This window comes from Neopusillimonas aromaticivorans (assembly GCF_030344915.1).
Lineage (GTDB): Bacteria > Pseudomonadota > Gammaproteobacteria > Burkholderiales > Burkholderiaceae_B > Neopusillimonas > Neopusillimonas aromaticivorans.
The window spans coordinates 1,148,686-1,166,426 of sequence record NZ_CP128233.1 but is presented as its reverse complement, the minus strand read 5'-3'; the positions used below and the strand labels follow the sequence as shown (position 1 = coordinate 1,166,426).

Genomic DNA, 17,741 nt, shown 5'->3' with positions numbered 1-17,741 from the left:
ATGATGATCGGCTGGAGCATTCTGGCCGTGCCGACCGGTATCATTTCCTCTGAGCTGACGGCCCAGCGTTTCTGGCCGTCAATCAATACCCGAACCTGCCCCGAATGCCTGACCAGCGGGCTGGAGGCCGATGCAAAGTTCTGCAAGAACTGCGGTTCGGCACTGCCGGGCTACGAAACTGATCCAGATCATTGAGTCTTTAAGCCCGGGGCGATGGGTCGCCTGATGGGCCACCAAGGAGACAGCCATGAACAAAGTTATTGCCTGTATAGACGATACCCCGCGTGCGGCGGTGGTGTGTGATTTTGCCATCTGGGCCTCACGCTTGCTGGATGTGCAGCTCGCGTTCTTGCACGTGCTCGATCGTCACCCCGAGCGTGCCAGTGTCAGTGATTACAGCGGTGCGTTGGGCATTGATTCGCAGGAAAGCCTGCTTGAGCAACTCAGCACGCTTGATGAAGCCCGCAGCCGTCTGGCCCAGGAGCAGGGCCGACAGATTCTTCAGGCAGCGCGCCAGCGTGCCGAGAGGGCCGGTGTGGTCAATGTCGATACGTTACAGCGGCACGGGGTGTTGGCCGAAACCTTGCTGGACATCCAGCCTGAGACTCGCTTGGTTGTCATGGGGCAGCACCAGCATTCTGACCTGGGGCGTTCATCGTGGTTTTTGATGAAAATGCCGAGCGTGTCGTGCGCTCGTTGCAGCGCCCCGTCATGGTAGTGAATGGCGACTATAAAGCGCCGGAGCGTTTCGTGATTGCGTTCGACGGCAGTGAAACCGGCCGCAAAATGGTCCAGATGGTGGCGGCCAGCCCTTTGCTCAAAGGGCTCGAGTGTCATGTGCTGTCGGTGTCCGATGCCAGCGAGGCTCTCGTCGAGGGTTTGGCCTGGGCACGTGAAATGCTTGAAGGTGAGGGGTTTGCCGTTACCGCAGTCATTCGTGGCGGTGAGCCCGAGGTCACACTGCGCGATTACATCACTGAAATCCGGGCCCATGTGCTGGTGATGGGGGCCTACGGCCATTCGCGCATTCGCCATCTGATCATGGGCAGTACGACGACGACCCTGCTGCGGACCAGCCCGATCCCTGTCTTGGTGTTGCGTTAAGGCGATACGCCCGGCCCGTACGAGCACTTTAGCTTAGCCGGTACTACCTTGGTGACCGCGTGTTTTGACGCACCGGTACGTCATAATCAATTTTTGTGCGGTGCCGTAAAACTGTTGCAATGATGTCCCGATACGATGCCCATCATTTGCATCAGAAGCGGGTTGGGTATGAAAGGGTTTCGCAATTGGCGGGTCGGCGTCAAGTTGGTTGCAGGGTTTCTGGCCGTCGCTGCCATTGCGGCGGTGATCGGCGGGCTGGGGTTGCGTTCGACCAGCCAGGTCAATCAGATGGCCATGCTGATGTATGGCCAGGAGGTTGCGGGTATCCGGCACGCGTCCCAGTGCGCAGCTTCGTCTGGTGGCGGCCGGTCGTGCGGCTCGTGCCGCGTTGCTGGCACCCGATAAAGGGGCGCGCATCGGCGAGCTCTATGCCATGCGCGATCACCTTGAGGGTGCCAGAACCGAAACCGAAAAGCTGCATGTCCTGATGGCAGATCCTGACGGCAAGGAAATGGTTTCAAATGCCCTTGGGGCGATTGCTGCGTATGCGGCGGCATTGGAAACGTATGCGACTCAGCTCGAAGCCGCAGGGCTTGACATCGACTCTCTGCAAACGCTGGCACGTCATGAAATGACCTTGTCGCAGGCAACTATGCCGGGCGATCTGGCCGAGATGCTGATCAACGGCATGGTGCTCAACAAGCAGAACACCTCGTCTGACCTGGCGAACGAAACGACCGTGATTTACGAGCAGTCGCTGCTGAGTCTGGGCGGGTTGACTGCGCTTGGGGCATGTCTGGCGGTTGTGCTTGGGCTGTTGCTGGCGCGCGGGTTGATGCGGCAACTGGGCGGGGAGCCTGTCCAGGTTGTGCGGGTGGTCAACGCGATTGCCCATGGCGATCTGACCACGCCGGTTGATTTGACGCGTGCCCGTGATGGCAGTGTCATGTCGGCCATGGAGACCATGCGCGTCGCGTTGAGCGATGCCGTCGGGCGTGTGCATGCCAGCAGTGATTCAATTGCCACCGGTGCCCATCAGATTGCCGTGGGCAATACGGATCTGGCGCGTCGTACCGAAGCCCAGGTGGCCAGCCTGACACAGACGGCAGCTGCGATGGAGCAGCTGTCAAGTACGGTGGTCAGCAATGCGGATGTCTCGCGTCAGGCCGCGCAGATGGCGCTGACGGCTCGCCAGTCGGCTGAGCGGGGGTGACGTCGTGACCAAAGTCATGGCGACCATGGATGACATCAGCCAGGCGTCACGTCGCGTGGTCGATATCATTGCCCTGATTGATTCGATCGCATTTCAGACCAATATTCTGGCCCTTAATGCGGCCGTCGAAGCGGCACGCGCCGGCGAACAGGGCCGTGGCTTTGCGGTTGTGGCCTCCGAGGTGCGTGCATTGGCACAGAAAAGTGCCTCAGCAGCCAGCGACATCAAAACGCTGATCACGGATAGCCGCCAGAAAGTGGATGACGGCAGTGCCATGGTGACACAGGCGGGTCACGCCATGGCGGATATCGTTCAGGAAGTGAACCGTGTCGCAGACCTGATTCAGGATATCAGTCAGGCCACTCATGAGCAGACCGATGGCATTGCGCAGATCAATGTCGCAGTTGCCAGCCTGATGCAGATCAATCACGAAAACGCGACGTTGGTTGATCAGTCGGCCAGTGCGGCCGAGGGGCTCAGCTATCAGGCCAGCCATTTGCTGGATGCCATGGGAATGTTTGACCTGGGCACGACCGGTACGGCGACCCGTGCGACGGTGGCTTCGGTTGAGGGCTGGGCCACGCCGGAAGAGCTGGAATTGATCGACCAGGAGGCGTATGCGCAACGCGTGTCTGTGCCCATGGCTCCGCGCCTGTCGACGGCAACCCATGGTGGTTATCAACCGGCTCTGGCATAGTTTTCGGGGTGACTATTTGTTATCATCGAAAACCAGTTGCCGATAACAAAAGGGCCCGTCAATACCATGTCCGTTCGCCCCTGTTCTGCTTGCCGCGATGGCGAGCCACTCGATTTCCAGTTCAGCTACGCCTACCAACCCATTCTTGACGTCAAAAAACACAGTGTTTTTGCTCACGAAGCCCTGGTGCGTGGCCCGGCGGGCGAATCTGCATTTTCAGTCTTGTCCAAGGTCAACGAAGACAATCGCTACAAGTTTGACCAGGCCTGTCGGGTAAAAGCCATACAAACGGCGGCGGCCATCAGCTTGCCCTCGCGCTTGTCCATCAACTTCATGCCGAACGCCATTTACAAGCCCGAACTTTGCATTCGCACCACGCTCGAGGCGGCGCGGCAATTCAACTTCCCGATTGATCGCATCATTTTTGAAACCGTCGAGGGCGAGCAGGTCAACGATGGGAAATGGCTGGCGCAGGTGCTTAAAGAGTATCAGCGCATTGGTTTTCTTACGGCTATCGACGATTTTGGTGCGGGTTTTGCCGGCCTGAACCTGCTGGCTGATTTCCACCCCGACATCATCAAGCTCGACATGGGGCTGGTGCGCGACATTCACGCCAGCAAATCGCGTCAGGCCATCGTACGGGGCATTGCCGGTATTGCAGGTGAACTCAATATCATGCTGGTGGCTGAAGGCGTTGAGGTCCTGGACGAGTACCTCTGCCTGCGTGATCTGGGTATCGACCTGATGCAGGGTTACTTGTTCAGCAAGCCGTTATTCGAGTCGTGCGTTCAGCTCGACAAGGTGCATTGGCCAGTCTGATACCGGCGTTGATGCCGGGGGCGATTACGTTGTCTGTCATGTTGCAGAGGTGTCCTTCGCAAATTGACCCCGGGGTTTCGCTATCCGGGGTTACTTCTGCCTTGCGGTAGTGTCAGAGGCAATGCGGCCATCAACCAACGTGATAGTGCGATCACAGGTTTCTGACAGCCGCGGGTCGTGTGTCACGATCAGTACGGCGCAGTTGTAGCGCAGGTTGAATTCCCGAAACAGTTCAAACACCCCGGCTGCGGTTTGCGTATCCAGATTGCCGGTCGGTTCGTCGGCCAGGAGCAAGGCCGGGCGGCTCATGAGGGCGCGTGCGATCGCCACGCGTTGCTGTTGGCCTCCGGACAAATCACCCGGTTTGCGGTCGACAAACTTCAGCAGCCCGACCTGGTCCAGCAGTTCCAGCGCCTGTTCACGCATTTCTGCGGTGGGGCGGCCTGCTGTGATCATTTTGGGCATCAGCACGTTCTCAAGCACATTGAAGGCCGGAATCAGGTGGTGGAACTGGAAGACGAACCCGATGTGGCTGCTGCGCATGGCGGTCAGGGCTTCATCGTCCATGGTTTGTGTCGGCTGCCCCAGCACATACAGTTCACCCGAGGTCGGCTGGTCCAGCAGGCCCAGCAGGTTCAGCAAGGTGCTTTTTCCGGAACCCGAAGGGCCCACCAGGGCGGTGAACTCACCCGGATGAATACGCATGTCGATACCGTGAAGGACTTCCAGTTCGTTGGGCTTGCCGACGTTGTACGATTTGCGCAGGCTTTCAAGCCGCAGTACGGCGTTGCGTGTGGTGTCAGACATAGCGGATGGCCTCGACCGGGTTCAGGCGGGCGGCTCGCCAGGCCGGTACCATGGCGGCCAGTACGCCGGTTACGGTCGCTGACAGCATGGTGACCGGTATCAGGCTGGGCATGAGCGGTATGTAGAACAGCCTGGGGCCGAAGGTATTGAAGGACCAGACGAGGGCATAGCCGGCGGCGGCACCAAAGGCTGATCCGGCCATGCCCAGAACGGCGCCCTGGATCAGGAAAACCTGCAACATCTGGCTGCGTCGCATGCCCATGGCGCGCAAGATGCCGATTTCACGGGTGCGCTGGGTGACGCTGATGGCCAGTACACTGGCAATGCCAAAGGCAACCGACACGGCCACAAAAAAACTGATCATCGTGGTTGACAGGCGCTGTGAGCTCAGGGCGTTCATCAGTTGGGCATTGGTTTCGATCCAGCTTTCGGCTTTCAGGCCCGTAAGCTGACCGATGCGGCGCGCCACGGTATCCGCCTGGAATAAATCCGTCACGGTGACATCAATGACGGTGACCCCTCCGGGCAAGTCGAGCAATGACTGGGCTTGCTTCAGGTCGAGATACACATAGCGCAAGTCAAGTTCGCGCACGCCCAGTTCGAAAATTCCGGCAATAGTGACGGTTGCAATGCGGCCATCGCCGGCCTCGATGCGCAGTTTGCCACCGACCCGAAGCCCCAGGTCACGGGCCAGCAGGCTGCCGATGACCGCATCACCGGCACCGACGCGGAATTCGCCGTCGATGATGTCGTTACCGACCGGGATAATCTGTTGATAGCGTACCGGGTCGATCCCCACCAGTGAGACCGATTTGCGCACGGCACCCCGGCGCGCGAAGGCCGGCCCGGAAATGACCGGCGATACCGCCGTGATGGCCTCCAGACCGTCGAGCGTGGATTGCACAGCCAGCCAATTATTGATTGAACGCAGGCGTTGCGCGCGCGGGTCTTCCAGCACCAGGCGGTGGGCCTGGCCCGACAGCGGGGCGATCAGGTTGCGTTCATCGGGTGGTTCTACCCGGATGTGGGCCTGGGTGCCCAGGGTGCGTTCGATGATGTTGGCCTGCAACCCGTTGATCAAGGTGGTGATGAACACAATGACCGAGACCCCCACTGCGATGCCCACCAGAATCAGTGCGGTCTGGGTGAGATTTTGTCGCAAAAACTTGAGGGCGATATTCGATTGCAGCCAGATCATGGGCCGCGCCTTCAGTTGAACTTCATGGGGGTTTCACCCCGTGTCGATCCGGCGTCATTCCGGGGCAGGCCCGGCATGGGCTGGGGGCTCAGCCGGACACGCTGCCCGGGTTGGACAGAGCCTGAGAGCCGGGCCACGGTATCGCCCGCATCAAGTCCCTCGACGACTTCTGTAAGATTCTGACCCCGCAGACCGGTTTTGACGGGGACACGTTCAAGCGTACCGTTGTCGACACGCCAGACCTCGGTCTGACCGTCGGTGCGACGTTGCAGGGCGTCATTGGGCACGACCAGGGCCGCATCACGCGTACCGGTTGTAATAGTGACCGTGACGGTCAGGTCCTGTCGCAGGAAGTCGGGTAATGTTTCGGGCGCCAGGCGCACGTCAACGGTGCCGCGCTCAGGATCGACCGCCGGTGCGATTGAGGTGATGACGGCGTTGAACGGGTGGTCCGGCCAGGCATCGGTAATGGCAATGGCCTTTTGGCCGGTCGCCAGCACGCCAAGATTGCGTTCATCAACAGGTACCAGCAATTCGGTGTCGTTTTCGGCAGAGAGGGTGAATAAGACTCGCCCCGGCTGGACCAGATCGCCGGGTTCGACGTTGCGGGTCAGGATGGCGCCGTCTTTTTCAGCCCGCAAAATGGTTTTGTCCAGATCGGCCTGGGCGGCGCGCAGCCGTTCTTGCAGGATGGTTTCCTGGACCCCGCCCTCTGCCAGCGCCTGGACGTCAAGGCGGGCTTGTTGTGCAACGGCGCGAGCGGTTGCGACGGCATTGGCGGCCTGTTCGACAATTTCCTGGGTAACGGCGCGAGAGGCGAGCAAGGATTCCCGTCGGCCAAGTTCGCGCTGTGCCTGCGCCAACTGTGATTCTGCGCGCGCCAACGCGGCCTTGGCTTGTGGTCGTTGTGAGGTTTGTAGCAATTCGAGTGCTGCGCGCGCTTCGTCGACACGAGCCTTGATGCTGTCAGCCCGCAAAATGGCCAGGATGTCCCCTTTTTGACACGATCGCCTTCGCGCACCCGGCGCTCGGTGACGACCGCCGTGATTTCACTGCCAATCTGGGCGCGTGAGTTCGCCACCACGCGGCCGGTGGCAACGACGTGCTGGAGCAGGGGCGCACTTTCGAGAACGTAACCCGGCACAATGGGGCCTTGCCAGTTGCGCCAGCCCCATAAGGTGGCCACAGCCAGAATCATCACGCCAAGCCAAAGTTTCCAGCGCGCAGTGAATTTGCTCACGATTGATGCGTCCTGTCGATGTCAGGGTTTGAGTATATCGGCAACCGTTAGTGGCAGGCGCGCCAACGCTGGATTTCCATAGGTATTTGTTCGAGGCTTGCCAACAGTGTGACGTCGGGTACGCCGCGTCGGTGCAACAGGGTATGCGGGCTGCCCGCCCACAGTTCGATATCCGGATCCAGCAGGCTGCGCAGCTCGCCAAGCCCTTCTGCGGCCTGGCCCGGATTGCTGGCGGCAGAAAAACTGACGGCAACGATGTCGGCACGGTGTGCTCTGGACGCGTTGACCAGGTCTTGCAACGGGGTTTGGGCCCCCAGACTCATGCAGGCACAGCCATCGACCTGGAACATGACTTCGGCCATCAGCAGGCCCAGGCTGTGGCTTTCACCCGGGAAGGTGGACAGCAACACGCGTGGCCTGCTGCCCGCAGCGGCCTCGGGCGCCGCCGCCATGGCCGAGCGCAAACTGGTTTCCAGTACTTCACTGCACAAATGCTCTTCAAAAATATGCAGTTCACCACTGGCCCAGGCCTCGCCGATTTCATGCATCAGGGGTAACGCCACATTCAGTACGAATGGAGCCAGTCCGGTTCGCATAATGGTTTGCGAGAAGCGACGACGGATTTGTGCCGGATCGTGGGTTTTCAGCAAGTCAATGATGTCGCGGGTTTCGGTGGTCTGGTGTGCTGATGCCTTGGCGCCTGTAGACATCGGGACATCGCTGTCCCGTAATTCTTCGCCCATTCGATGCAGCTCGCCCAGCTCAAGGGCAACGATCCGGCCAGGCCGATGGCCCGCATCCAGCAAGCGTTTGATCACACGCAGTTTTTCGACCTGATCCGCCGGGTAAAGACGTTCGCCATTGGCGTCACGTACCGGTTGGGGAAAGCCGTAACGCCTTTCCCAGACACGCAGGGCATCTTTGCCGATGCGGGTGTCGCGTTCGACGGCCGTGATGTTGAGCATGATCTGGTTGGCGTTGGGCGATACGGTCATGGTGATTTTTGCCAAATGAAGTGTATTTGTCTTGGACAACTATGATAGCAATTAATATTGTCTTAGACAAACAATTGTCAAAACATAAAATTGCCGTTAATATTCATGAATGAACTGAAATTGACTAGGACAAAATAGAGCTTGTCCACGAAAAGGAGTCGCGCATGAAAAAGGTCGCTGTGATTGGGTCCGGAATTTCAGGACTGGGGGCCGCCTGGACGCTGGTCCGGTCCGGGGTTGATGTTCGCGTCTCGTTGTTCGAGGCTGCGGGCTACGCCGGGGGCATACCCACACGGTTGACGTGACTCTGGCCAATTCCGGCGGGGTACCCGTTACGCACGGCGTGGATACGGGTTTCCTGGTGTTTAATCATCGGACCTACCCGCAGCTGGTTGAATTGTTCCAGACGTTGGGCGTCGAAACCGCCGCGTCCGATATGTCATTTTCAGTGCAGGCCAACCAGGGGCGCCTTGAATGGTGCGGCAGTGATCTGGCGGCGGTGTTCGCCCAAAAGCGCAACATCGCACGACCGGCGTTCTGGACCATGCTGCGCGACATCTTGCGCTTCAATCGTGAAGCCACGGCGTTGGCGGTTACCGGTACCGAAGCGCAGTTGACGCAAAGTATCGGGGATTTTCTGGTGCAACAACGCTACTCAAAGGCTTTTCGTGACTGGTACCTGTTGCCCATGATCAGCAGCATCTGGTCGTGTGCGGCCAGCCAGATGCTTGAGTTTCCGGTCTCGACCTTGATCCGGTTCTGCCATAACCATGGTTTGCTTCAGGTCAATGACCGTCCCCAGTGGTATACGGTGGCGGGCGGGGCCCGAAACTATGTTGAGCGCATGTTGGCCGATCTTGACGATGTACGTCTGAACACCCCGGTCCTGGCGGTGCGTCGCCATGGTCCCGGCAAAGGGGTGACCGTCATTGATGCCAGCGGCTCTGAACAGTTTGACGAGGTGATTTTCGCCTGTCATTCCGACCAGGCGCTTGAGATTCTGGGGCTTGATGCGCGCCCGGCCGAGTCCGCCGTGCTGTCGGCCATTCCGTATCAAATGAATCATGCGGTATTGCATACCGATGAATCGCTGTTGCCGAAACGGCGCAAGGCCTGGGCTGCCTGGAATTATGAGCACCGGGTGCGTGCCGATGATCAGGGCGCCGAGGGGTGTGTCTGCATTATCTGCTTAATCGTCTTCAGCCCTTGCCTTTTGAGCAGTCGGTCATCGTGTCATTGAACCCGGTTCGACAGCCGGATCCCTCCACGGTTATCCGTCATATTGACTATGCGCACCCCGTTTTCGATCTGGCGGCGCGCCAGGCCCAGCACGCCATGCCTGCCCTTCAGGGACAGCGTCATACCTGGTTCTGTGGTGCCTGGACGGGCTATGGTTTTCATGAAGACGGACTGAAGTCCGGTGTTTCGGTCGCCCAGGCGCTGATCGAACGCTGGCAGACCGATGCGGCCATTCCCAAAGCCGCCTGATCAGGCTATTCATGAGCGAGCCATTGAAGCCCTTCCCGACCGCACAAGCCTTGATTGGTACCGGGCAGGTACGCCATACCCGGCTGCGTCCGGCGCGTAACGCGTTTGCCTACCGCACCTGGTTTCTCCTGATTCCCATGCGCAGCTGGCGTCGGCATCCCATCAACGGCTTGACTCGCAACCGCCGCGGGCTGGTCAGTTTCCATGACGCGGACCATGGCGATGGCGGGCCAGACGCACTGGCCTGGGTAGAAAACCTGCTGAACGATGCGGGCGTCCAGGCATCGGGTGAGATTTGGCTGCACACGTATCCGCGTGTGCTTGGATACGTGTTCAACCCGGTCAGCTTCTGGTATGCCCATGATGCAGAGGGCTCGCTCAAGGCGATCGTGGCCGAGGTCAACAACACCTTTGGCCAGCGTCACAGTTACGTTCTGACCGGGCCCGATATGCGTTGGGGGCGCGAGCTGGTCGCCACAAAAACGTTTCACGTCTCACCGTTCTGCCAGGTGACCGGTGCCTACCGATTCCGGTTCATGCGCAGCGGGAAGACGACAGAAAATAATGAACGCACGGTAGCACGAATTGATTACGATGACGATCAGGGGCCTCTGTTACAGACCAGTGTCAGCGGCGTGTTGACGCCCCTGACATCGGGCAGCCTGTTCAAAACAGTGTTGTCCATGCCCCTGCTGACGCTCGGCATCATTGCACGCATTCATTGGCAGGCGCTCAAATTGCTGGCCAAACGTGTGCCCTTTTCGACCAAACCCTTGAAGAGTGTTTCCCATGACTGACACCATTGATACCCGTTCTGCCACGTTGCCGCGCGCTGGTGTCGCGGCAACGCGTGCGCCGGCAGCGGCCCGAACTGTACTGCGTCTGCTTGAAAAACTGGCGTATGGCACCCTGGAGCTCGAACTGCCCGATGGCACGGTGCGACGGTTTGGGCAGGGGGCAGCCTGTGGCCACCTTGTCTCTGAATAACTGGCAGATTTTTCCGGCGGTTATCCGTTCGGGGGATATCGGTTTTGCCGAAAGCTATATTCGTGGCGACTGGAATACCCCTGATTTACCGGGTTTGTTGCGGCTTCTTATTGAAAATCGCGAGCGTCTTGAAAACGTGCTTTATGGTTCGTGGTGGGGCAGCTTCATCTACCGTGTCCGTCATCTGTTCAACCGCAACAGCCGCAGCGGCAGCCGGCGCAATATTCATGCCCATTACGACTTGGGGAATGCGTTTTACCGTCTCTGGCTCGACGAGACCATGAACTATTCATCGGCGCTGTTCAATGGCGACCTGAATCAGCCCCTGGCGCAGGCACAGTGGGCCAAAATTCATCGTGCGCTTGATGAGGTGCGTGTTCAACCAGGCCAGCGTGTACTTGAAATCGGTTGTGGTTGGGGGCTGTGGCACAGGCTGCAGCAGCAGAGTATGGTGCCCGGCTGGCAGGTGTGACCCTGTCGACCGAGCAGCTGGCCTATGGGCAGCAGCGATTGCGTGATGCGGGCCTGGCAGAAATCACAGATCTGCGTTTGCAAGACTACCGTGACATTGATGACGGGCCTTTCGACGCGATTGTGTCCATCGAGATGTTCGAGGCCGTCGGGCAAGCGTACTGGCCGGCCTATTTCCAGGCGGTGGCGCACAATCTCAAGCCCGGTGGGCGTGCCTGCATTCAAAGCATCACCATTCGTGATGACTTGTTCGAGCGCTATGCCCGATCGACAGACTTTATCCAGCAATATATTTTTCCGGGTGGCATGTTGCCCACTGAGTCCACCTTTGTGCAGGCCGCCCGTGCCGCAGGCCTGGAGGTTGAACAGACCCACAGTTTCGGGCCCGACTATGCCGAGACCCTGCGTCGCTGGCGCACGCCGTTTCTGGCCAATGAGCACACCATCCGTGAGCTGGGGTTCGATACCCGTTTCATGCGCACCTGGGATTTTTATCTGTGCTACTGCGAGGCCGCGTTCGATACCGGCAACACCAACGTTGTCCAGTTCACCTTGCGTAAACCTGAGTGAGGCCTGCCATGCGTCATTTGTCACCGGTAGTGAAGCGCTGTGCTCAGGGGTTGGTCTTGCTGACGTTGGGGGTTGTGCTGGCGTCTCCCGGCGGGGCCTTGGCCCAGACGCAGGTACCCGAACGTGGTGTGGTACCGGTAGCATCCGGCGGGAACGCGGCCGATCAGCTCGGGCCTGGCCAAGTTGATGCAGGCCTCGTGTCGCCGCCTGTTGCAGGTGCTGTTCAGGCACCGCCCGAGGTTGTTGCGGCCCTGGGGCAACCTGTATTGCAAGGCCAGAAACGATTCCGCTGGTTTGCTTTCTCGGTGTATGACATCCGTTTGTGGGTGACCGCGCCGGTGTCGGCGCCGAACGTGTTCAACGAGTCGTTCGCCCTGGAACTTGAATACGCGCGTTCGTTGTATGGCAAGGCCATTGCCGAGCGTTCGCTCGATGAGATGCGGGCGTTGGCGTCTATTGACGAAACGCAGCAGGCTAAATGGCTGGCTTTTATGGAAAAGGCGTTTCCCGATGTGAATCAGGGGATCGTCTGACCGGGCTCTGGAGCCCTGACGGTACGGTGACTTTCTTGTTCAACGGCAAGCAAACAGCGTCGATTCGCGATGCCCGCTTTGGCGAGTTGTTTTTCGGTATCTGGCTGGCACCGGGTACTTCGGAACCGGCCATGCGCTCGGCGCTGCTGGGGCTGGGTTCATGACATCCGGCACCGGTGCCGCGCGTTTGGCCGGGTTGCGTTACGGCGCCCTGGGTTTGCCGCTGGCGTTTGTTGCCTTGCCACTCTATGTCTATATGCCGGCGTATTACGCCGAACAGTTTGGTGCGTCGCTGGCGGCCTTGGGTACGGTGTTGTTGCTGGTGCGCATTTTTGATGCCGTTACTGACCCCCTGATGGGGTATGCCGCCGATCATTTGCTGGCCATGTCCAGGTCGCGTCGATTGCCGGCCATGGGGTTGGGGTGTGTGGTGTTGTTGCTGGGTTTTCTGGGGCTGTTTTTCCTCCGGTCGCGCTACGGCAGGGAAGCGCCTTGCTGGGCTGGTGCGCCGCCATGCTGGTGGTGGCCTATCTGGCCTACAGTGCCTTGAGCATTACGCATCAGGCCTGGGCCGCCCGCCTGCAGGGGGCGACCTTTCGCAAAGCCGCTGGGTGTCATGGCGTGAGGCCGCCACGCTGCTGGGTGTCGTGCTGGCCAGTGTTTTGCCGTCGGTAGCAGGCATGCCCGTTACAACGACGGTGCTTGGGCTCGCCCTGGTGGTGTCCTGGCTGGCATTACGCGGGGCACCTCAGCCGAAGGCCCCGGGCCGGGTAATCGCTTCCGGCCCTGACGATGCGGGTGTGCCGTCGTCATCGCCGGCAGTCTTGGGTTTGTCCACTGATACATCAGACTCATCCTTTGGTAACGCTGCAGTTCCGAATGCGGCACCCGCGGGGCTGACCTGGCGTCGCTTGGTTCAACCCTGGCATGGTGCGGCGTTTCGCGGATTGCTGGGTGTGTTTCTGCTCAATGGCATTGCCAGTGCCATTCCTGCAACCCTGCTTTTGTTCTTCGTTAACGATCGTTTGCAGGCGCCCGGTTTTGAAGGAATGTTTCTGGCGGCTTATTTTGTATGCGCGGCCGCTTCACTGCCGTTGTGGCTCAAAGTTGTCGCCCGTATCGGGCTGGCTGCGGCCTGGATGTCAGGCATGTTGCTGTCTGTGGCCAGTTTTGCCGGAGCGGCTCTGTTGGGTGTCGGCGATGTGTGGCCCTTTTTGCTGATCTGTGCCGCCAGCGGTCTGGCTTTGGGTGCCGATCTGGCGTTCCCCACGCCCTTGCTGGCCCGGGTCATTCGTCACGATGGCGCGTCGGCCGGTCTGGAAGGCGCTTATTTTGGCTGGTGGAACAGTGCGTCGAAGTTGAATCTGGCCCTGGCTGCCGGTCTGGTTCTGCCGCTGTTGCAGTGGCTTGGCTATTCACCGGGGCAGCACAGTGCCCAGGGTCTTGTCGCCCTGAGCCTGGCCTATGCCGTGGTGCCCTGTATTTTGAAACTGCTGGCCTGGGTCGCCTTGTGGTGCTGGCGCCGGCGATGGGACAAGGAGCAATGAAATGTCCGTATTTACTGCCTGGAAGCGCGGTGTGCGCTGGGCCACGTTGTCGGTGGCTTGTATGGGTCTGATGGCCTGCGCATCACCCAAACCTGCCGATTATGCTGCCGAGAAGCCGGTGCTCGATTTGCGTGAGTACTTCAACGGCGATATTGATGCGTATGGCATCTTTACCGATCGGGGTGGTCGTGTCGTTCGTCGCTTTGTCGTCACGATCAAGGCCCGCTGGGAGGGCGAGAAAGGGGTGCTGGAAGAGGATTTTGTGTACAGCGATGGCGAAAAACAGCGTCGTGTCTGGACCTTGATTCATCAGGGTGATGGCAAATACATCGGCACAGCAGACGATGTGGTCGGTGAGGCCAGCGGCCAGGTGGCCGGCAACGCCTTCCAGTGGAGCTATGTGTTGCGTTTGCCGGTCGGTGATCGTACCTATGATGTCTCGTTCAACGACTGGATGTACCTGATGAGCGACAAGGTCATGCTGAACAAGGCCACCATGAGCAAGTTCGGCATTCGTCTGGGCGAAGTTACGTTGTCCTTTCATAAACGCTAAGCCGGAGCAGTCATGGCCCTGAATCCCCGTTTTGTCCAGGCCGATCGCGAAGTGATCTGGATCGTTGGTGCATCAACCGGCATTGGTCAGGCGCTGGCCGAACGGCTGGCGGGGCAGGGGGCCAGTGTGGTGGTGTCAGCCCGTAATGCGGCGCCGCTTGAGTCGTTCCAGGCAACGTATCCGGCGGGCATGGCGGTGCCACTGGATGTCACCGATGCCGCTGCCGTCCGGGCAGCCTGTGAAGCGATTGTGGCCCGCTACGGCCGCCTTGATCGGGTGCTGTTTTGCGCTGGTGTTTACCGGGCTTTGCGGGCTACCGGGTACGACCTTGGCCAAATGCTGCAGCATCAGCAGGTGAATTATGTGGGGGCGTTGAATCTGCTGGCGCCGGTGATCCCGTTGTTCCTGTCCCAAGGTCAGGGGCACATCAGCCTGGTATCCAGCGTGGCGGGTTTCAGTGGCTTGCCGCAGGGCTTGGCCTACGGCCCGACCAAGGCTGCGCTGACGCATCTGGCCGAGACTTTGTTCCTTGATCTGCGGCCCAAGGGGCTGGGTGTTTCGGTCGTGCATCCCGGTTTTGTGGAAACGCCTTTGACACAGCAAAACGAATTCCCCATGCCGTTTTTGCAAACGCCGCAACAGGCCGCTGAAGCCATCGAGCGCGGGTGGCGTCGCGGGCAGTTCGAGATCCATTTTCCGCGTCGTTTCAGCCTGATTCTGAAAGCATTGCGGCTGTTGCCTTACCGTTGGTATTTTGCCCTTGTGCATAAAGGAACCGGGCTATGACACCACCCCTGATGCCATCATCTGCCGTGAATCCGGCGGCGCGTCTGGCGGCCTTCTATGAGGCGCTGACGCCGCAAATGCTGGATCAGTTGTCCGCTTACTATGCCCCTGACGCCCGTTTTAAAGATCCGTTCAACAACGTTACCGGCACTTCGGCAATCCGGGCCATTTTTCAGCACATGTTCGACACGCTTGAAAACCCCGGTTCGTCGTGCACAGTGTTTCGGGTGATGACGTACAAGGCTTCCTGACCTGGACGCTTTATTTTCATACCCGCAGCGGCAAGCAGGTGCGCGGTTGGGAAATTCATGGCGCTACCCATGTGCAATGGGCGTCAGACGGCCGTGTTGCCGTGCATCGTGACTACTGGGACGCCGCCGAAGAACTATATGAAAAGGTGCCTGTGCTGGGCAGTGTCATGCGGTTGTTGAAGCGGCGTTTGGCAACGCCAGTACCTTCATGAGGTCGCAGCGCTGGCGACCCATAAAAAAACCCCGGCGAACCGGGGTTTTTCAGTGCAACCTGTCTTGCGACAGGTGACTGGCAACGAACAATCAGGCAGCCTGAATGTTTTTAGCCTGAGGGCCTTTGGGGCTGTCAGCGGTTTCGAAAGAAACGCGCTGGTTTTCGTTCAGGGATTTGTAGCCAGTGCCGACGATGTCGGTGTGGTGTGCGAACAGGTCTTTGCCGCCAGCATCAGGAGTGATGAAGCCGAAGCCTTTTTCGTTGTTGAACCATTTAACAATACCGGTCTGCGTAGTCATGAGCAGGATTCCTTAAAAATAACGTAGGGCAATACGCCCTGGGGCAAGACTTATTCAAGGAACGGCGACTCGAGCAAAAAGACGGGCTGTTTAAACTTAAATACAACGAACTTGAAAAATCTCTACGGGCAATGTAATTGTATTTTTTGGCTTTGTCTACTACTGAATGCAAACGGGCCGACACTGTTGTGTCGGCCCGTCGTTTTGTCGTGACCGGGCGGTGCTTGCTGACAGAAATTACGAGAGCAAATGCCGGTTTTCCCCAAGGGATTGATGTTCTGTGCGGCTGCGCGGTGTGCGTGGCGTGATGTCGATTTCGCGCACGTCGTCACTGATCCGGAAGGTGGCGACCAGTTCGGCCATGTGGCGCGCCTGGTCTTGCATGCTGTCAGAGGCTGCTGACGCTTCTTGTACCAGCGCTGCATTTTGTTGCGTGACCTGATCCATTTGCGATACGGCCTGGTTGATCTGGTCGATACCGATGCTTTGCTCCTGACTGGCGGCGGTGATTTCACCCATGATGTCGGTGACGCGACGGATACTGGTGACGGTTTCTTCCATGGTTTGACCCGCTTCTGAAACCAGCCGGTTGCCTTCCTCGGTGATGGAAACGGATTTGTCGATCAGGCCCTTGATTTCTTTGGCGGCCTGGGCGCTGCGCTGGGCCAGTGTGCGGACTTCCGACGCCACCACTGCAAAGCCCTTGCCTTGTTCGCCTGCCCGCGCCGCCTCGACGGCGGCGTTGAGCGCCAGGATGTTGGTCTGGAAGGCGATGCTGTCGATTACGCTGATGATGTCAACGATCTGTTTCGATGAGGTGTTGATGGCCCCCATGGTATGAACCACCTTGGACACCACCTCGCCGCTGCGCGTGGCCACCGATGCAGCCGACTCGGCCAGGCCGTTGGCCTGCCGGGCATTGTCGGCATTTTGCTTGACGGTGGTGGTGAGTTCTTCCATGGTGGCGGCGGTTTCTGCCAATGAGCTGGCCTGCTCTTCGGTACGGGAGGACAGGTCAAGGTTGCCGGCGGCGATCTGGCCCGAAGCGGTAGCGATTGAATCAGCCCCTTGCTTGACCTCACGGATGACACTCAGCAGGTTCGCGTTCATGCGCTGCAGGGCTGTCATAAGCGCGGCGATTTCGTCTTTGCCGGAAACTTTAAGCTGGCTGCTCAGGTCGCGTTGCGATACCTTTTCGGCAAAGGACACGGCCGTGCTGAGCGGTGCAGTGATGGAGCGGGTGATCATCCACGCCAGCAACAGGCCCAGGGCCAACGACACGACAGCCACGCCAATAAGAATGTTCAGCCCCAGGATGTTGTCATTGTGCAGGGTGTCGGCTTTGGTGTTGATCAGGGTTTTCTGGAATTCGAGCAGATCGTTGATGCTGGCAGAGTAGCGGTCCAGCAGACCTTCAAGCTCGTTATCGTAAAACGCGCGGGCAGCGGCTTCGTTGCCGGCTTTGCGCTGTTCGAGGGCGGCGGTGCGCTTGCCGACATATTCGGCGCGCCGTTCCTGGATGACCGCATAGAGACGTTTGCCTTCAGGCTCGGTGAGACGGTCTTTGAGCGTGTTTTGAAGCTTGGTGATTTCGGCGCTGGTCGCCTTCATCTGGTCTTCAAAGTATTTGATGGTGTTTGGGTCGGTGATGCGGGCATTGGCAATGGTTCTGACCGCGTTAAGGGCCGTCAGTTTGCTCCATTCGCTGGTGATGCGTTCGTTGGTCAGACGCAGCTGGGTCAGTTCGGTGGTGTTGTTGTCTGAAGCCTGGGTTCGCCATATGCCAACACCGGCAATAATGGCAATAAAGACCAGCATGATGGCGAAGCTTAAAATAAGCCGCGTTCCGATTTTTAGATTTTGCATGATGAGTGTCCGCTTGTTGGGGCTGTGAATTGACGTTTTTGTTCTAGCCGCAGAATGTTTATTAAAGCAGATTTGTTTTTCATTGGCATGAATTGCGGGGCGA

Annotated in this window: 22 protein-coding genes and 2 pseudogenes; 18 read left to right on the top strand and 6 right to left on the bottom strand. The window is 58.9% G+C overall.

Translation table 11 applies throughout. From position 1 onward, the window contains the following. The 7 genes from N7E01_RS18570 to N7E01_RS06275 all read left to right on the top strand — a co-directional run bounded on the left by N7E01_RS18570 (position 1) and on the right by N7E01_RS06275 (position 3,833). Positions 1-195 carry a hypothetical protein gene (locus N7E01_RS18570; RefSeq protein ID WP_350495059.1) on the top strand — a complete coding sequence of 65 codons (195 nt, stop codon included), beginning with the start codon at positions 1-3 and terminating at the stop codon, positions 193-195. Positions 196-247: 52 nt separating this feature from the next. Next, on the top strand, positions 248-718 hold the full coding sequence (locus tag N7E01_RS06295; protein ID WP_289174989.1) for a universal stress protein: 471 nt from the start codon (positions 248-250) through the stop codon (positions 716-718). Further along, positions 688-1,104: a universal stress protein gene (locus N7E01_RS06290; RefSeq protein WP_289174988.1), complete on the top strand. Its 417-nt coding sequence runs from the start codon at positions 688-690 to the stop codon at positions 1,102-1,104. The genes N7E01_RS06295 and N7E01_RS06290 overlap by 31 nt, the downstream gene beginning before the upstream one ends. A 135-nt stretch (positions 1,105-1,239) precedes the next feature. Next, positions 1,240-1,509 (top strand): MCP four helix bundle domain-containing protein, encoded by a 270-nt coding sequence (locus N7E01_RS18565; RefSeq protein ID WP_350494962.1) that lies wholly within the window; start codon positions 1,240-1,242, stop codon positions 1,507-1,509. Further along, positions 1,421-2,317, top strand: coding sequence for a methyl-accepting chemotaxis protein (locus tag N7E01_RS06285; protein ID WP_289174987.1), 897 nt, complete (start codon positions 1,421-1,423; stop codon positions 2,315-2,317). Before N7E01_RS18565 ends, N7E01_RS06285 begins: the two co-directional genes overlap by 89 nt. Before the next feature lie 4 nt (positions 2,318-2,321). Beyond that, complete coding sequence (locus tag N7E01_RS06280) at positions 2,322-3,014, top strand: methyl-accepting chemotaxis protein (RefSeq protein ID WP_289174986.1); 693 nt, start codon at positions 2,322-2,324, stop codon at positions 3,012-3,014. A 66-nt stretch (positions 3,015-3,080) separates the two neighbouring features. Beyond that, positions 3,081-3,833, top strand: coding sequence for an EAL domain-containing protein (locus tag N7E01_RS06275; protein ID WP_289174985.1), 753 nt, complete (start codon positions 3,081-3,083; stop codon positions 3,831-3,833). A gap of 90 nt (positions 3,834-3,923) precedes the next feature. Here N7E01_RS06275 and N7E01_RS06270 read toward each other — a convergent pair whose 3' ends face one another. The 4 genes from N7E01_RS06270 to N7E01_RS06255 all read right to left on the bottom strand — a co-directional run bounded on the left by N7E01_RS06270 (position 3,924) and on the right by N7E01_RS06255 (position 8,073). Then, positions 3,924-4,640, bottom strand: coding sequence for an ABC transporter ATP-binding protein (locus N7E01_RS06270; protein WP_289174984.1), 717 nt, complete (start codon positions 4,638-4,640; stop codon positions 3,924-3,926). Beyond that, positions 4,633-5,838: an ABC transporter permease gene (locus N7E01_RS06265; protein ID WP_289174983.1), complete on the bottom strand. Its 1,206-nt coding sequence runs from the start codon at positions 5,836-5,838 to the stop codon at positions 4,633-4,635. The genes N7E01_RS06270 and N7E01_RS06265 overlap by 8 nt, the downstream gene beginning before the upstream one ends. An 11-nt stretch (positions 5,839-5,849) precedes the next feature. Beyond that, positions 5,850-6,815, bottom strand: coding sequence for an efflux RND transporter periplasmic adaptor subunit (locus N7E01_RS06260; protein ID WP_289174982.1), 966 nt, complete (start codon positions 6,813-6,815; stop codon positions 5,850-5,852). A 310-nt stretch (positions 6,816-7,125) separates the two neighbouring features. Next, positions 7,126-8,073 (bottom strand): MerR family transcriptional regulator, encoded by a 948-nt coding sequence (locus N7E01_RS06255; RefSeq protein WP_289174981.1) that lies wholly within the window; start codon positions 8,071-8,073, stop codon positions 7,126-7,128. 164 nt (positions 8,074-8,237) lie between these two features. On the opposite strand from N7E01_RS06255, the pseudogene N7E01_RS06250 reads away from it, so the two are divergent. From N7E01_RS06250 to N7E01_RS18550, 11 genes and pseudogenes are all read left to right on the top strand, one after another. Then, a pseudogene (locus N7E01_RS06250) lies at positions 8,238-9,561 on the top strand (NAD(P)/FAD-dependent oxidoreductase). Positions 9,562-9,572: 11 nt separating this feature from the next. Beyond that, positions 9,573-10,358 carry a DUF1365 domain-containing protein gene (locus N7E01_RS06245; protein ID WP_289174980.1) on the top strand — a complete coding sequence of 262 codons (786 nt, stop codon included), beginning with the start codon at positions 9,573-9,575 and terminating at the stop codon, positions 10,356-10,358. Beyond that, positions 10,351-11,589, top strand: a pseudogene (locus tag N7E01_RS06240) (class I SAM-dependent methyltransferase). Before N7E01_RS06245 ends, N7E01_RS06240 begins: the two are co-directional and overlap by 8 nt. Positions 11,590-11,597: 8 nt before the next feature. Further along, positions 11,598-12,122, top strand: coding sequence for a hypothetical protein (locus N7E01_RS06235; RefSeq protein WP_289174979.1), 525 nt, complete (start codon positions 11,598-11,600; stop codon positions 12,120-12,122). A 35-nt stretch (positions 12,123-12,157) separates the two neighbouring features. Continuing rightward, positions 12,158-12,286, top strand: a complete 129-nt coding sequence (locus N7E01_RS06230) for a chalcone isomerase family protein (RefSeq protein WP_289174978.1) — start codon at positions 12,158-12,160, stop codon at positions 12,284-12,286. Further along, complete coding sequence (locus tag N7E01_RS18560; protein WP_350494961.1) at positions 12,283-12,672, top strand: MFS transporter; 390 nt, start codon at positions 12,283-12,285, stop codon at positions 12,670-12,672. Before N7E01_RS06230 ends, N7E01_RS18560 begins: the two co-directional genes overlap by 4 nt. Positions 12,673-12,733: 61 nt before the next feature. After that, positions 12,734-13,669: an MFS transporter gene (locus N7E01_RS06225; RefSeq protein WP_350494960.1), complete on the top strand. Its 936-nt coding sequence runs from the start codon at positions 12,734-12,736 to the stop codon at positions 13,667-13,669. Between the two features lies 1 nt (position 13,670). Further along, positions 13,671-14,222: a DUF3833 domain-containing protein gene (locus tag N7E01_RS06220; protein WP_289174977.1), complete on the top strand. Its 552-nt coding sequence runs from the start codon at positions 13,671-13,673 to the stop codon at positions 14,220-14,222. Positions 14,223-14,234: 12 nt separating this feature from the next. After that, entirely contained in the window at positions 14,235-15,008 is a 774-nt protein-coding gene (locus N7E01_RS06215; RefSeq protein ID WP_289174976.1) for an SDR family NAD(P)-dependent oxidoreductase, read from the top strand. A gap of 11 nt (positions 15,009-15,019) precedes the next feature. Further along, complete coding sequence (locus N7E01_RS18555; RefSeq protein WP_350494959.1) at positions 15,020-15,259, top strand: nuclear transport factor 2 family protein; 240 nt, start codon at positions 15,020-15,022, stop codon at positions 15,257-15,259. Then, the gene (locus tag N7E01_RS18550) at positions 15,220-15,471 is read left to right on the top strand and encodes a hypothetical protein (RefSeq protein WP_350494958.1); all 252 of its coding nucleotides are present in this window, start codon (positions 15,220-15,222) and stop codon (positions 15,469-15,471) included. The genes N7E01_RS18555 and N7E01_RS18550 overlap by 40 nt, the downstream gene beginning before the upstream one ends. Positions 15,472-15,562: 91 nt before the next feature. On the opposite strand, the gene N7E01_RS06205 is transcribed toward N7E01_RS18550, so the two are convergent. Then, positions 15,563-15,772 (bottom strand): cold-shock protein, encoded by a 210-nt coding sequence (locus N7E01_RS06205; RefSeq protein ID WP_093969856.1) that lies wholly within the window; start codon positions 15,770-15,772, stop codon positions 15,563-15,565. Between the two features lie 237 nt (positions 15,773-16,009). Further along, a complete protein-coding gene (locus N7E01_RS06200; protein WP_289174975.1) occupies positions 16,010-17,638 on the bottom strand; it encodes a methyl-accepting chemotaxis protein in 1,629 nt (542 codons plus the stop codon). Positions 17,639-17,741 lie beyond the last annotated feature (103 nt).

What these genes read in the sequence shown, in the direction of transcription:
- N7E01_RS18570 (WP_350495059.1), top strand. Translation starts at nt 1, where the DNA reads ATGATGATCGGCTGGAGCATTCTGGCCGTGCCGACCGGTATCATTTCC.
- N7E01_RS06295 (WP_289174989.1), top strand. Translation starts at nt 248, where the DNA reads ATGAACAAAGTTATTGCCTGTATAGACGATACCCCGCGTGCGGCGGTG.
- N7E01_RS18565 (WP_350494962.1), top strand. Translation starts at nt 1,240, where the DNA reads ATGCCCATCATTTGCATCAGAAGCGGGTTGGGTATGAAAGGGTTTCGC.
- N7E01_RS06275 (WP_289174985.1), top strand. Translation starts at nt 3,081, where the DNA reads ATGTCCGTTCGCCCCTGTTCTGCTTGCCGCGATGGCGAGCCACTCGAT.
- N7E01_RS06270 (WP_289174984.1), bottom strand. Translation starts at nt 4,640, where the DNA reads ATGTCTGACACCACACGCAACGCCGTACTGCGGCTTGAAAGCCTGCGC.
- N7E01_RS06265 (WP_289174983.1), bottom strand. Translation starts at nt 5,838, where the DNA reads ATGATCTGGCTGCAATCGAATATCGCCCTCAAGTTTTTGCGACAAAAT.
- N7E01_RS06255 (WP_289174981.1), bottom strand. Translation starts at nt 8,073, where the DNA reads ATGACCGTATCGCCCAACGCCAACCAGATCATGCTCAACATCACGGCC.
- N7E01_RS06245 (WP_289174980.1), top strand. Translation starts at nt 9,573, where the DNA reads ATGAGCGAGCCATTGAAGCCCTTCCCGACCGCACAAGCCTTGATTGGT.
- N7E01_RS06235 (WP_289174979.1), top strand. Translation starts at nt 11,598, where the DNA reads ATGCGTCATTTGTCACCGGTAGTGAAGCGCTGTGCTCAGGGGTTGGTC.
- N7E01_RS18560 (WP_350494961.1), top strand. Translation starts at nt 12,283, where the DNA reads ATGACATCCGGCACCGGTGCCGCGCGTTTGGCCGGGTTGCGTTACGGC.
- N7E01_RS06220 (WP_289174977.1), top strand. Translation starts at nt 13,671, where the DNA reads ATGTCCGTATTTACTGCCTGGAAGCGCGGTGTGCGCTGGGCCACGTTG.
- N7E01_RS06215 (WP_289174976.1), top strand. Translation starts at nt 14,235, where the DNA reads ATGGCCCTGAATCCCCGTTTTGTCCAGGCCGATCGCGAAGTGATCTGG.
- N7E01_RS18555 (WP_350494959.1), top strand. Translation starts at nt 15,020, where the DNA reads ATGCCATCATCTGCCGTGAATCCGGCGGCGCGTCTGGCGGCCTTCTAT.
- N7E01_RS06205 (WP_093969856.1), bottom strand. Translation starts at nt 15,772, where the DNA reads ATGACTACGCAGACCGGTATTGTTAAATGGTTCAACAACGAAAAAGGC.
- N7E01_RS06200 (WP_289174975.1), bottom strand. Translation starts at nt 17,638, where the DNA reads ATGCAAAATCTAAAAATCGGAACGCGGCTTATTTTAAGCTTCGCCATC.